14 protein-coding genes are annotated in these 13,560 nt (G+C 41.1%); 8 read left to right on the forward strand and 6 right to left on the reverse strand.

Annotated elements, in window-relative coordinates; translation table 11 throughout:
- Nucleotides 1-5 precede the first annotated feature (5 nt).
- On the reverse strand, nucleotides 6-710 hold the full coding sequence (gene minC, locus L0Z67_RS18955; protein ID WP_062568057.1) for a septum site-determining protein MinC: 705 nt from the start codon (nucleotides 708-710) through the stop codon (nucleotides 6-8).
- 155 nt (nucleotides 711-865) lie between these two features.
- Here minC and L0Z67_RS18960 point away from each other — a divergent pair, with 155 nt between their 5' ends.
- The gene (locus tag L0Z67_RS18960; RefSeq protein WP_392353182.1) at nucleotides 866-1,147 is read left to right on the forward strand and encodes a YcgL domain-containing protein; all 282 of its coding nucleotides are present in this window, start codon (nucleotides 866-868) and stop codon (nucleotides 1,145-1,147) included.
- A complete protein-coding gene (locus L0Z67_RS18965) occupies nucleotides 1,140-2,165 on the forward strand; it encodes a lytic transglycosylase domain-containing protein (RefSeq protein WP_392353184.1) in 1,026 nt (341 codons plus the stop codon). The genes L0Z67_RS18960 and L0Z67_RS18965 overlap by 8 nt, the downstream gene beginning before the upstream one ends.
- 172 nt (nucleotides 2,166-2,337) lie before the next feature.
- On the opposite strand, the gene L0Z67_RS18970 is transcribed toward L0Z67_RS18965, so the two are convergent.
- Nucleotides 2,338-2,892: a GbsR/MarR family transcriptional regulator gene (locus L0Z67_RS18970; protein WP_062568054.1), complete on the reverse strand. Its 555-nt coding sequence runs from the start codon at nucleotides 2,890-2,892 to the stop codon at nucleotides 2,338-2,340.
- Between the two features lie 258 nt (nucleotides 2,893-3,150).
- On the opposite strand from L0Z67_RS18970, the gene adhP reads away from it, so the two are divergent.
- The 3 genes from adhP (at nucleotide 3,151) to L0Z67_RS18985 (ending at nucleotide 5,272) form a co-directional block, all read left to right on the forward strand.
- Nucleotides 3,151-4,161, forward strand: coding sequence for an alcohol dehydrogenase AdhP (adhP, locus tag L0Z67_RS18975; RefSeq protein ID WP_062568053.1), 1,011 nt, complete (start codon nucleotides 3,151-3,153; stop codon nucleotides 4,159-4,161).
- 399 nt (nucleotides 4,162-4,560) lie between these two features.
- Complete coding sequence (locus tag L0Z67_RS18980; RefSeq protein WP_392353187.1) at nucleotides 4,561-4,884, forward strand: nucleotidyltransferase domain-containing protein; 324 nt, start codon at nucleotides 4,561-4,563, stop codon at nucleotides 4,882-4,884.
- Nucleotides 4,874-5,272: an HI0074 family nucleotidyltransferase substrate-binding subunit gene (locus L0Z67_RS18985; RefSeq protein ID WP_392353189.1), complete on the forward strand. Its 399-nt coding sequence runs from the start codon at nucleotides 4,874-4,876 to the stop codon at nucleotides 5,270-5,272. Before L0Z67_RS18980 ends, L0Z67_RS18985 begins: the two co-directional genes overlap by 11 nt.
- Nucleotides 5,273-5,569: 297 nt before the next feature.
- Here the strand turns inward: L0Z67_RS18985 and L0Z67_RS18990 are convergent, their stop codons facing one another.
- The 4 genes from L0Z67_RS18990 to L0Z67_RS19005 form a co-directional block, all read right to left on the reverse strand.
- On the reverse strand, nucleotides 5,570-6,157 hold the full coding sequence (locus L0Z67_RS18990; RefSeq protein ID WP_392353193.1) for a hypothetical protein: 588 nt from the start codon (nucleotides 6,155-6,157) through the stop codon (nucleotides 5,570-5,572).
- Between the two features lie 60 nt (nucleotides 6,158-6,217).
- Nucleotides 6,218-6,433, reverse strand: coding sequence for a hypothetical protein (locus L0Z67_RS18995; RefSeq protein WP_392353195.1), 216 nt, complete (start codon nucleotides 6,431-6,433; stop codon nucleotides 6,218-6,220).
- Nucleotides 6,434-6,628: 195 nt separating this feature from the next.
- Nucleotides 6,629-9,013, reverse strand: coding sequence for a TonB-dependent receptor (locus tag L0Z67_RS19000; protein WP_392353197.1), 2,385 nt, complete (start codon nucleotides 9,011-9,013; stop codon nucleotides 6,629-6,631).
- 199 nt (nucleotides 9,014-9,212) lie between these two features.
- A complete protein-coding gene (locus L0Z67_RS19005; protein ID WP_392353198.1) occupies nucleotides 9,213-10,481 on the reverse strand; it encodes an amidohydrolase family protein in 1,269 nt (422 codons plus the stop codon).
- A gap of 147 nt (nucleotides 10,482-10,628) precedes the next feature.
- Here L0Z67_RS19005 and L0Z67_RS19010 point away from each other — a divergent pair, with 147 nt between their 5' ends.
- The 3 genes from L0Z67_RS19010 (at nucleotide 10,629) to L0Z67_RS19020 (ending at nucleotide 13,559) form a co-directional block, all read left to right on the forward strand.
- On the forward strand, nucleotides 10,629-12,449 hold the full coding sequence (locus L0Z67_RS19010) for a DUF885 domain-containing protein (RefSeq protein ID WP_392353200.1): 1,821 nt from the start codon (nucleotides 10,629-10,631) through the stop codon (nucleotides 12,447-12,449).
- 76 nt (nucleotides 12,450-12,525) lie between these two features.
- The gene (locus tag L0Z67_RS19015) at nucleotides 12,526-13,023 is read left to right on the forward strand and encodes a YcgN family cysteine cluster protein (protein WP_138616689.1); all 498 of its coding nucleotides are present in this window, start codon (nucleotides 12,526-12,528) and stop codon (nucleotides 13,021-13,023) included.
- Nucleotides 13,023-13,559 (forward strand): RNA methyltransferase, encoded by a 537-nt coding sequence (locus tag L0Z67_RS19020; RefSeq protein WP_392353202.1) that lies wholly within the window; start codon nucleotides 13,023-13,025, stop codon nucleotides 13,557-13,559. The genes L0Z67_RS19015 and L0Z67_RS19020 overlap by 1 nt, the downstream gene beginning before the upstream one ends.
- Nucleotide 13,560: the final 1 nt, after the last annotated feature.

Here is a 13,560-nt window from a genome sequence, read left to right on the forward strand (position 1 = left end):
GAGATTTATCCTTTAACCAAAGCTGAAATTTCTAATGAATCATTTTTTTGTTGGATTTGTACTGCGTTGCCCCAGTGTTCACCTTGTAGGGAATCGCTGATCCAATAACTACCATTAATTGAAACAAGTTCTGCTTCTAATTTTTGGCAAAATATTTGTGCTTCGTTGTAGCCTTTAGCACCTGCAATTGCACGTCCGCGCAATGTGCCATAAATATGAACATTACCGTCGCTGATCACCTCTGCGCCATGACTAACCGCACCAATAACAATAAGGTCACGATCTTTTGCATAGACCTGCTGACCAGAGCGAACTGTGCCGTGAATCACTTGTGCAGGTAGGTGAACGGTTTTCTCAACGATAGATGTATTTGTTTGTTGTTTAGCGGTTGCCCCCTTAACGTCCTGTGAATAATTTAGGACTGATAAGCCTGCCGCTTTGGCGTTTTCGTTTTGCTCTTGGCTGCCATTACACACACCAACAGGGTTAAACGATAGACTGGTAAGCATTGATTTTAAGAAAGAAAAATCAAACGAGTCACCTTGTACATCACTTAAGTTAATTACGATGGGCGCGCCTGCAAAAAACTTAGGTGCTTGGGCTATTTTTTCATCTAACTGCTTACTTAAAAGAGAGGTATCTGCTGAAAATAGATGCAACACAGATAAAGTAAAAAGGTTCCCTTTTAGTTCAAAAATTTGTTCCGACATACATGCTCAATTGAATTGTCTTGGTTAGCTCTTTTTTAAATAAACGCAGGCTGAACAAGGCGTATACAGTAAAAATCTAACCGAAATTTTTAATCTTCTTATAAGAGTCATGTTATAGTGTGCGCCCTCGTTAAGCAAGATATTATAGGGTCATAATGCTAACTGCGGTGTATAAAAGTAAGAAAAAAGCGGATACCTACCTTTTTGTAGAAAAAAGAGATGATTTTACGCGTGTTCCTGAACCTTTAATGGACACATTTGGTCAACCACAGTATGTGATGATAATTAATCTTGCTAGTCGTGAAAAGTTAGGTTTGGCAGACTTAGAAACGGTTAAGCAAGCGTTAATTGACCAAGGTTTCTACTTGCAATTACCACCGCCAGAAGAAAACCTGTTAACCCAATTTAAAAAAGACAAGGGAGCTGAGAGTGATTAAAAAACTTGCCGTAGTTCTACTAAGTGCTTCATTAAGCACATCTGTATTGGCAGAGGAAAAAACACAAGCTGACTTCGACGTATACGTTGCTGCATTAAAAAATGAAGCGATAGAAAAAGGCTATGATCAAGCCTTAATCGAGCAAGCATTCGCAACAGCTAAATTTAAAAAGAAAGTCATTTCAGCTGACAAAAATCAGCCTGAAGTAAAAGAAACCCTCGAAACCTATTTACCAAAACGTGTGCCGCAATGGAAAATTGACCGCGCGCGTAAACTATACAAAGAAAACCAAGAGGTTCTTGAAAAAGTAGCCAAAGAATACGGCGTTCAAGCGCGCTTTATTGTTGCACTTTGGGGCCTTGAAAGTAACTTTGGTAAAATCCAAGGTGGTCATAGTGTGATAGCATCATTAGTCACACTTGCTTTTGATGGCCGCCGCGAAACTATGTATAAAAACCAACTTTGGGCAGCGCTTGATATCTTAAAAGAGGGCCACATTACCCTTGATAAGTTCAAAGGCTCTTGGGCTGGTGCAATGGGTCAAACGCAGTTTATGCCAACCTCATTTAACGCTTACGCTGTTGATTACAACGGTGATGGCCGCAAAGATATTTGGACCACAGAAGAAGACGCATTTGCTTCAATCGCTAATTATTTAAAGCAAGCAGGTTGGAACGATGATTTAACTTGGGGTCGTCAAGTTAAATTACCTGAAGACTTTGATAACGCAAACATTCTTAAACGTGGCACTAAAACGCGCAGCCAATGGTTAGAGTACTGGAAAGACTCTGAGCGCAGTCTTGCTGACTGGCAAGCAATCGGTGTTCGTAAAATGGATGGTAGCGACTTACCAAACGTTGATGTTACCGCCGCAATGGTAATGCCAGATGATGTAAACGGTCGTATGTATCTAGCCTACGATAACTACAAAGCACTGATGCACTGGAATCGCTCGTATTACTTTGCAACCAGTGTTGGTTACTTATCAGATCGCATCGGTTACCCAGCGGTTAAGTAATTGATTTTTAACCACCAAGTTTTATCAAAGCTTGGTGGTTAATGGAATAGAAGGTTTTGGGTGTGAGGTTGTCACTTTTTACAATAAATATCCATACCCACTGCGCGCTAAAGCACTGCCTTCAAGCAAACGCGCGAAACAAGTTTCACGCCTACAATATCAAACTCGCAACTTATTCTTTTCCAGGCTTCTTCAAAATTTTGTCTTTAAAATCGAGTACCTTGCCAATACCTGAACCGAGTTTCATTAGGCTTTGGAGTTGTTCAGGGCTTAAACGTTGTAGCTCTGCCGACCATTTTGTAACGGTTTCAAGTAGGTCGTGAATTTCTTGCATTTGCTGCTGGGCAAAGCGCTCATCATCGTTGTGGGCTTCTTCTAAAATATTATCGCGAAGTAAGCTAAGGGTTGGGTCTATCTCACGTTTTTTACGCTCTTCGAATACACGGTTGGCCATGTCCCAAATACTGCCAGCAGGGCCGTAGTATTCTTTACGGTCGCCAGGGATATGATGCACCTTGATTAAACGCCAAGACTGAAGTTCTTTAATGCCCATACTCACGTTACCACGTGAAATACTCAAGGTATCGGCAATTTCATTGGCGGTCATGGGCTCTTTAGTAATGGTGAGTAAACCACACATTTGACCAATAGTGCGATTAAAGCCCCAACGGCTACCCATTTCACCGCAGTGCATTACAAAAGCTAAATTTTTTTCAGATAGGCTCATAATTTTTTGTATTCAAAAACTTCAGAAATTTAATGCTAGCACGGTGTTGGTATAACTAAAAGAAATAGCCACTATTCGATGTTACGCGACTAAAGTCTAAATTTTGAGCTAGTCCGTTGATTTTACTAAGTGTTAAACAGGAAAATTGAAATCGAACAAAAAATAAACAGTTTGATCTGTATCAATATTGGTGACAATAGTTTGCGTTATCGTATAGGCTCAAAGTGCTCAATTAAAATAAAACAAAGGAGGAACGTTATGAAAGCTGCAGTTAATAAAGAATACAAAGGTAAGCTGACTATTGAAGATATTCCATGCCCTGAGGTAGGGATAAACGACGTGTTAGTTAAAATAGCGGCGTGCGGTGTGTGCCACACTGATTTACATGCATGCCATGGAGATTGGCCTGTAAAACCTAAAATGCCATTAGTACCTGGTCACGAAGGGGTCGGTACAATTGAAAAAGTAGGGGCTAATATAAAGCACTTATCTGTGGGCGATAGAGTAGGGATCCCTTGGCTGTATAGTGCATGCGGGCATTGTGACTACTGCTTAGAAGGTAAAGAAACCTTGTGTCTTGAGCAGCACAATACAGGTTATTCAATAGACGGTGGTTACGCTGAGTATTGTGTTGCACATGGTGACTTTGTTGTAAAAGTACCAGACGGGTTAGGCTTTGCAGAAGCTGCGCCATTATTTTGTGCCGGTGTTACGACGTACAAGGCATTAAAAGTAACGGGTGCAAAAGCAGGTGATTGGGTTGCTATAGTTGGTGTGGGTGGCCTTGGCCACTTAGCGGTGCAGTACGCAAAAGCGATGGGCTTTAATGTAATTGCCGTTGATACTGGTGAAAGTAAACTCAACCTTGCTAAAGAGCTTGGTGCAGACATCACTATTGATTTTATGAAGCAAGTGCCATCAGAAACCATTTTTGAGCAAGTGGGTGGTGCGCATGGTGTTGTGTGTACAGCCGTATCAAAACCAGGTTTTGAGCAAGCCTACAAAAGTGTACGCCGTGGTGGTAAATGCGTTTTAGTTGGTTTACCACCAGAAGAGATGCCACTACCGATTTTCGACACTGTATTAAATGGTGTTTCTGTCGTGGGCTCAATCGTTGGTACGCGTAAAGACTTACAAGAATGCCTGGACTTTGCAGCCAAAGGTAAAGTTAAAGCCATTATTGAAGAAAAACGCCTCGAAGATATCAACGATATTTTTGACGACATGCTAAAAGGCGATATCACAGGCCGAATTGTGATGACGCTTTAAGTTGAGCTTTTTAACAAGTACTGTCAGGTTTGGTTGAATGATTCAATTGAATCTGACAGTTTTTCGTTTGTTAAAAAGCAGGGAGCTGTAGCTCGTTAATGCTCCAAAATAAATTAACGTATTTGCTTAGAGTCGGCTATGAGCGGACATTGAATATTTTCTTTTGATAGATTTTTATATTCAGAATATACAACTTTCCTATATATTCAGTTAAATGAGCAATTAGCGCATATTTATCATCAGACCACTTTACCAATATAAAAATATTTTTTAGCTAGCAAAAGGTTAGCTAATTTGATAAAAATGTAGTAATGATGAAAGTGAGTTGTTGTGTTGTAGAAATATGCGCTATTTGCGCACTATTAAATTGTTATGTTTAAACAAGCATTGGAGTGAGCATTGAACAAAAGACTCGAATTATCTGGTGTTAGCCCACTTCCTGATACTGTAATCGATTTTATATCTGATATTTCTAATATCGATGAAGTCAACAGGATAATAATCTTTGGCTCTAGAGCTTGTGGTGACTATGAAAAATATTCTGATGTTGACTTAGCTATAGATGCCGAAGGTTTGGTTCATGAAGGCTGGGTCAAGCTTAGAGAGCGTGCCTATTACGAAGTTAGAACTGTTTTGCAAATATCAGTAGTAAACTACTTCAAAAACCCTGACAGGTTAAAAAATAGAATATTGGAAAATGGAAAAATAATTTATGAGCAGTAACAGAAAACTACTAGATAGCTTAGATAACCTGAGAAATGCCGTTGATAACTTAGAATCAGCATTAGCAATCCCGAGAGATCGAGAATTAGTCATGGAAGGGACTATTCAAAGGTTTGAAACAGTTGTAGAGCTAGTCTGGAAGACACTTAGGCGTGGACTCAAATATGAAGGCATTCATCCAGCAACACCAAGGGAGACCATGAAAAAAGGTTTTTCAGCAGGTTGGCTAAGCAACGAAATTGTTTGGCAGGAGCTATTAGACAACAGAAATACTTCATCTCATGAATATTTAGATGAATCGTTTCTTGATGAGTATTACGATGACATAAAAAGGTTTTTTACCCCGATCAAAGAGCTTCTTGAATTCTTGGAAGGCCGATATAAGTAACAAACAACCAAAACATAACAAGTCAATTAACTACACGCCTTCGGCGTCGGACGCAGCAAAGCTGCGCCGGCTATTGAAGCGTTACCACCGTCCGCTTTTGGCATAGAGTCGTCTGTCGAATCTAACTCATTTCTGTCCAATAACAAGCCACTAGTCAAACTCGCTCTCACTAAATAAAACAAAAAAGCGCGACCCAACTAAGTCGCGCTTTTTGCTATCAATTCACAATTAAAGTATGTAGCTAAAGGTTAATTTAGCATTACGCTCTTCACCTGACATACCGCCTAAGAACATTACTTAACTAGAAAAAATATTATTTAGATCTTCGTCAATAAAGACACCAGTCAAATTATTAGCTTCGACGGCAGATTTAAACTTATCTGTACAAAATAAACGAGAACCACCTGTTAACTTACTTTTAAATACAGGTTTATTTTCTACATCATCATTGATGAAAGCAATTTTAATATAATCCAGAGGATAGCCATCTAGGTATTCACGCTCACATTTAGTCTCATCTTCTTGACCAAATGTACGCAAGTTAAAAATCACAATTGGTTCACCATCAGCTTTTGTTTCAATGAACTCACCTAAAGGAGCTAATAAACCTTTTAAAACATCATAAGCATTCATTCGAAGAGCAATAAATCCATCCATGATGCTGATATCGTAGTTATCTTTTAGATAACCAGGTAAAAATGATAACTCATAATCTTCAGGCCAGTACTCTAATAAAGAGTCATTATTCATATGGATATCAAGAAGAAACATGCAAGCATCTTGATTAGATGGCAACATTGGTTGTATTTTTTCAGCGAATGAAACTATGTCCCACTCAACCATGTCGTAAGAGTTAGTAACAGGCTTTAATGAAAACAGCTTCATGATTTACCATCTCACTTAACATTTTTTGGCATCATAACGTTGGCTGGCATCATATAATTTTTAATTTTCACTTTCAGCTCGGTAAAACTCTAAACGTGTGCGCTCTTTTTGTAAGTGGTCGTAATCCCTTTGTAGCTTTTCTTTAGACGCAGCAGATTTACGGCGTTTGTCGTCATAGTGTTTTTTGGCTAGTAATTCATAATTATAAATAGCAATTTCTAAAGGGCTGGGGTTACTTGGTCGATCTGGCATTGGGTATTGTTGTAGTGGGTTCATCCTTAAATCCTTAAATTATCCATTTATGAGCGTGTAAAATAGCAAATAGAATTTTGCGGTGCAATTTTAAAGGCGGCATATCTAATTCGTGAAACCAGTTAGTAGAAAAAACGCATTCATTTTTAAATGGGCCGTTGCTCTAAAACAAAAAAAGCGCGACTTATCTAAGCCGCGCTTTTTGCTATCAATTCACAATTAAAGTGTGTAGCTAAAGGTTAATTTAGCATTACGCTCTTCACCTGGCATACCGCCTAAGAACATTGCTTTTGAATAATAGGTTTTGTTAAACAAGTTATTTAAGTTTAACTGTAGTTTCCAATCATCTGTTTGGTATTGAATTGCGGCGTCGTAGACTGTGTAGCTCGGTACGTAGCCATCAGGAATACCAAACGAGGTTGAGTTTGTACTGCGGTCATCAACATATTGAACGCCTGCGCTAATTGTAAGTGGCTCGGCTAAATCAAACCATTTAGCGTCATAGCTTAACCAGCTGCTTGCTGTTACATAAGGCACACCTTTTTTTCGAGCATCAAAAGAACGGGCGTCTTGATAAACCGCGTTTACGTTAAGTTTCCATTGCTCGTTTAAATCGGCATTTAAATCAAGCTCAACACCTTTAGTTTGCTCTTCACCATCGTAAAAGCTTTTTGGTACTGATGGACCTGATACGCCGGCTTCGTAATCTGGGTTGGCATACTCAAGGTTTGTGCGGGCGCTATCAAATACCACAAGTGATGCCAGTAGTTGATCGTCAAACGCTTTTACACGCATACCGATGTCGTTACTGACTGATTCGGCGTCATCACGGTCAGCTTCGGTACCTGATACACTGCCAAGTACGCTATATGCTGTACGACCTTTAGAGTGGTTTACAAAGAACGAAATATCATCGCTCAGTTTATAAGTTGCACCAAGGTTATAGGTCATACCGCTGTCTGATGTATCTGCTTCTGGTGTTGGCTCGGCTGCACTGGCACGATAGCGCGCATCAACACCAAAGTGTTCGTAGCTTTGTTTAATACGGTTAAACGCAACGCCTACACGGGTTGTGAAAGTGTCGTGAATATAGGCAACATGTTGAATACCCACACCCCAAGCTTGAACTTTTTTGTTGTAATTGCTGGTTTTTAGCGGGTCGTAATCGTAAAAGCTGCCTTCGCCCCAGTTCGGGTTACGAATATCAAAAATGTACGGTAATTGACCTTGGTAAGTAACCTCACCATCTTTGTTTTTAATGATCTTGTCGGCATCGTAAATTGAGTATTGTTTAAAACGAATATCGCGGTCTTCGTAGTTGGCGTTTACCAGTAGCTCGTTATCAATTCCGGCAAAGCTAAAGTCATAACGAAGATCAGCAAAGTATTGCCATGATTTTTCGTCAGCTTCTACTTGGCGGTATTCTTGGCGACGAGCGGCAAATGGGTAAAGTACGTCATCAACCACTAACGGAGCGCGCGGGTCGGCATTGATCACGCCTTTGCGGTTCCAATAAACGTAGTTATAAGCACCCGTTTGGCGGGCAAAGCTCGATTCGTAATTACGGTATTGTAGTTGCTGGTTTAAAAATAAATTATCAGTAATGAAGTAGTTATGGGTTAACTTAAAGCGTAGCTCTTCGCCTTCGTTATCATTTGCCATTGGCGAAATAATACCGTTATGGCCAAAGGTATAAGGTGTTAGGCCATCATTTGCTGCCAGTGAGTCTGCTAATTGCTGGCGTTGCTGATCGGTTAGTTGCAGGCCTTTTGCCGTTGCATCGTTAATTAAATCGGCAGCGGTTACTTCACCTGCGGTTTTACCATTTACTGAGTCGCTGTTAAAAATACGAATAGGGTGGCCAATTGAATCAACGGCAATGGCATCTTTGATATAAGCGGCAGAAATCATGATGTCTTGTTTGTCGCTTAATACGTATTTTAACGCGCCATAAATTTCGTCACGGTCGTCTTTTAAGTCGCGGTAGCCCTCGCTGCGAGCGGTTTTTGCGTTTACGCGATAAGCAAGGTTGTCGGTTAATGCAGCTGTGCTATCAAAGCCTAGTGAGTAGCTATCCCATTGACCAAGCTCTGCATTAACGGTGTGCTTTTCAGTAAATTGTGGCTTTTTTTCAATAAGGTTGATAACACCACCTGCGCTACCCATACCATATAAGCCCGTTGCAGGGCCTTTAAGTACTTCTACAGATTCAACATTGGTCATTGAGCGTGTTGGGTTAAATGTGTTACCTAGGCCTGCACCGCCATACATGCCATCGTAAGTATAGTTAGCGCCTAAACCGCGGATCACTAAGTTATCGCCAATGCCGTAGTTGTTACCCGCTTGGGTTACACCACTGATATTACGTACTAAATCTTGTAAGTTTGTAGCGCCTTGCGAGTTGATAAGCTCTTGATCAACAACCACAACTGGGGCTGGCGTTTCCATTAAGGTCATATTTGATTTAGTGGCAAGGCCAGACTCAAGTACCACACGGTTTTGTTTGTCATATACGGTAATTCGTTCAACTGAGTCTAAATCGTTGGCGTTTGCATTGAATGCGCTTAAGCAGGCTAGGGCTAAAATTGAGTATTTGTATGTCATTATTATGGGGAATTTGTCGAAAATTTTCGGCAATGATAATGCGAGCTATTTTCATTTCAAGTTTTATTTATCTAAATTAGGTATTTTTTTCGTTTTAATACAAAAAAGAGATGTTTTGTTAAAGCTTATTTAACTTGTGAGCGGTGAATTGTGAAAAAAGGGGAGAGCTGGCTTCTAAATAAGAAGCCAGAAAATCAATTTATTTATAGACTTTGCCGTCTTTCATTACAAATTTTACATCTTCCAGTACGGCAATGTTTTCAAGCGGGTTGCCTTTAACCGCAATGATGTCGGCTAAGAAGCCGCTTTTGATTTGACCAAGTTGATCATCCACTTTTAGCAGTTTAGCGCTATTAATTGTCGCTGATTGTAATGCTTGCAGTGGCGTCATACCAAACTCAACCATACGCGAAAACTGTTTAGCGTTATCGCCATGTGGGTAAATTGCGGCATCGGTACCAAATACCATTTTCACACCCGCTTTAACGGCACGGCTGAAACTATCACGCTGCTTTTTAGATACTTGGCGCTCTTTGTTGAGGTTTTCTTCTGCAACCCCGTTTTGTTCACCGAAGGCAAGTGTGTACTCAGTGTTATAAATATCCATTGAGAACCAAGTACCATGTTTTTTAGCAAGTTTAATGGCTTCGTCATCAACAAAACTAACGTGTTCTACACTGTCTACACCAGCAATGATAGCGGCTTTTATACCACTCGTACCATGTGCATGTGCCGCAGCGGTAAGGCCGCGTAGGTGTGCTTCGTTCACAATGGCGTTCATTTCATCTTGTGAATACTGCTGAATACCTACCTTAGTGCCTTTTGAGAAAACCCCACCTGTTGCACAAAACTTAATCGCATTGGCACCATATTTAATGTTTTCGCGTACCTTAGCGCGTACAGCCCACGGGCCATCAGCAACGCCTTCGGCGGTGTATTTCATTTCTGGTGGTAAACGGTTGTTGTCACAGTGACCGCCAGTTACACCTAAAGACGGCCCTGCTGCCCAAATACGCGGGCCAACAATGTCGCCTGCGTTTATGCCATCACGTACAGCAATCACACTGTAGCCTTCTGCGCCTAAGTTACGCAGAGAAGTGAATCCAGCGTATAAGGTTTTTTCTGCAAAGTGTGCCGCTTTAATCGCTTTACGTGGAATAGACTGGCCAATTCGTTCGCTGCGCGGCACAGTTGGATCGCTCGTCAAATGCACATGCATATCCATTAAACCAGGCACTAAGGTTAGTTCTGGCAACTGTATATGTTTATCACCCTCTTTTAGCCGTGGTTCTTTATTACTATCTACACTTGTTATTTGACCGTTTTCTATACTAATAAGTGGTGATTTAATCAGTTTTCCTGAATGAACATCAACCATTTCTTTTGCAGATATATAGGTTGCAGCATTTATATTCATTGATATAAAGCCCGTTAAGCCAAGGCTTATTGATAGCAGAGTCTTTTTCATTTTTATTCAAAGTTAGATAGTCGAATCGCAACTCTAGCAACCACTTTGCATAGTGTAAATAAACTGCGATAAATTGCAGGGATACTTGCTTATTAGCAAGCTAAAGCCGCATAATTTATCTGTAATCACTATCAGGGCAAGGAAAGAATGAAAAATATAAAATTAGCAATAATCAGTTCGGCAGTTCTATTTGCATTAGTTGGTTGTAACGAACCTGCTTCTAAAAATGAAAAGCCGACGACTGAAAACGCACAAACTACGACGCAAGCAAAAGCACCCGCAGCACAACTCGACACACTATTAGCCGATTACTTTGAAGATGGTTTACAGTTTAACCCTATCGGCGGCACTTACATTGGTCGTAGCGAATATAACGACCAATTTATTGCACCAATCAATAAAGCAAACCGTGACGAGCAGCTTAATTTTGTTAAAGAATACAAAAACAAACTAGCAAATATCGACAAAGCGCAATTAACAGGTCAGTCATTATTAAGCTACGAAATTCTAGCCCGCGATTTAGACCTTGCGATTGAAGGCGCGCAGTTTCCAAGTTATTTAATGCCAATTAACCAAATGGGCGGGGCGCATAATACCTTTGCTGCGTTAGGCTCTGGGCAAAGCGCACAGCCTTTTAACACGGTTGAAGATTATCTAGCATTTGAAAAACGTGCCGATGGCTTTATTGCGTGGTTAGACAGTGTTGAGCAATCAATGCGCCAAGGCATGAAAGATAAAGTGGTTCTTCCTAAACCGCTTGCTGAAAAACTATTACCACAATTTCAAACTCATATTGTAGAAAAACCAGAAGAGTCATTATTCTGGGGGCCAATTGCTCAGTTGCCTGAGTCTTTCAGCGACGAACAAAAAGCACAGCTAACAAGCGCGTACACCGTGATGATCAGCGAGCGTTTAGTGCCTGCGTATCAAAAAATGGCTGACTTTTTAGCCAACGAATACATACCTAATGCTCGCGAAAGCATTGGTTATAGCGACCTACCAAATGGTAAAGCATGGTATGAGTATCAAATTAAGCAGCATACAACGCTGAGCCTAAACGCCGATGAAATTCATGACATTGGCTTAAGCGAAGTATCGCGTATTTTATCTGAAATGAAAAAAGTCAAAGAGACTGTGGGTTTCGAAGGCGATTTAAAAGCGTTTTTTGAGCATTTAAGAACTTCAGATGAGTTTTACTACGATACGCCAGAAGAGCTAATTGCTGCGTATGAAGCAGTAAAAGAAAAAATCGACGCTAAGCTGCCGCAAATGTTCGATATTGCGCCAAAAGCGCCTTATATAGTAAAAGCAGTTGAAGACTTCCGCGCAGAATCTGCTGCGGGTGCATCTTACCAGTCGCCAGCACCAGATGGTTCACGCCCAGGTATTTTTTATATCAATACCTTTAATTTAAAAGCACAGCCTAAGTTTTTACTTGAAACCCTGTCTATTCACGAAGCGGCACCAGGCCATCATTTTCAAATTGCCTTGCAACAAGAAATAGAAGGATTACCGCTGTTTCGTAAATTTGGTGGCTACACGGTATTTGCAGAAGGGTGGGCATTGTATGCAGAAAGCTTAGGTAAAGAGCTTGGCTTATTCACTGACCCTTACATGTGGTACGGTCGTTTATCAGATGAGCAATTACGTGCAATGCGTTTAGTGCTTGATACTGGTTTCCACGCGAAAGCTTGGACACGTCAACAAGGTATTGATTACATGTTGGCTAACTCATCAATGGCCGAAAGTGACATTATTGCCGAAGTTGAGCGTTATATTGCGTGGCCAGGTCAAGCGCTATCGTACAAGTTAGGTCAGTTCAAAATTCAAGAACTACGTGACTACGCGAGCAAAGAGCTAGGCGATAAGTTCGATATTAAAGCCTTCCATACGCAAGTGCTGATTGATGGCGCATTACCGATGCCAATTCTTGAAGAGAAAATTAAGCGTTGGGTTAACGAGCAGTAGCTCAAACTCGCTAAACTTTGCGCGCATGCTGGCTTTACGCTAGAATGCGCGCTGTTTAGGGGCTTTGAGTAATACCATGTTAGAAGATCAATTTTGGCTTAAGCGCTCGCTTGAGCAAATGTCACAACCCGAATGGGAAGCCATTTGTGATGGCTGTGGTAAATGTTGTTTAAACACATTTATCGACAGTGAAGACGAAGATGAATTTACCGCAACGGATCAACTACGCGAGGGTGAAGAACTTATTTTCACTAATATCGTTTGCCAATACCTAGACAACGACACCTGTGGTTGTAGCGAATATGCGAACCGCCAAACCTTGGTGCCTTCATGTGTAAAGCTCACTAAAGAAAACCTCAAAGATATCTTTTTTATGCCGCAAAGCTGTAGCTACCGTCGCCTTTACGAAGGCCGTGGCCTTGCGTCTTGGCACCCATTACTGAACGGTGGCAGTAAAGATATGATGCATCAGCTAGGTATTTCTGTGCGTGACAAAACAGTGAAAGACTGTGATGTTGACCTAGATGACTTTGACCTATACGTGGCCGAGTGGCCAACCAGAGACATCGATTAATGAGCGCCCTTAAAGCCAGCATTGGCCTGTTAAACCCAAAAAGCCCAACGAATGTGGGTGGTGTATTACGTGCTGCGGGGTGCTACAATGCCAAGCAGGTGTTTTTTACTGGTAGCCGTTATTTACGCGCTAATAAGTACCATACCGATACCAAAAATGTGCTTGAGCATATTCCACTAATCCAAGTTGAAAGCCTAGAACAAGCCAAGCCTGAAGGTGCAACAACGGTGGTGATTGAGCTGGTTGAGGGTGCAACGCCACTACCTGAATTTAAGCATCCTGAAAACGCATTTTATGTGTTTGGCCCTGAAGATGGCTCGGTCAGTAAGGACGTGCTGAAATGGTGTGATGAAGTGGTGTATGTGCCAACAATAGGTTGTATGAACCTAGCCGCGACCTGTAATGTTGTGCTGTACGACCGACTTGCTAAACTCGGTGGCATCGAAAGCTCAAACAACACCATTTGTAATAGTCGAGACACCAACAACTCACTTAAATGGCAACCAAATCAATCTGAGAAAGCCGACACTGAGTAAT

Source organism: Pseudoalteromonas sp. PB2-1, from assembly GCF_045040605.1.
In the GTDB taxonomy this organism is placed as follows: Bacteria; Pseudomonadota; Gammaproteobacteria; order Enterobacterales; family Alteromonadaceae; genus Pseudoalteromonas; species Pseudoalteromonas arabiensis.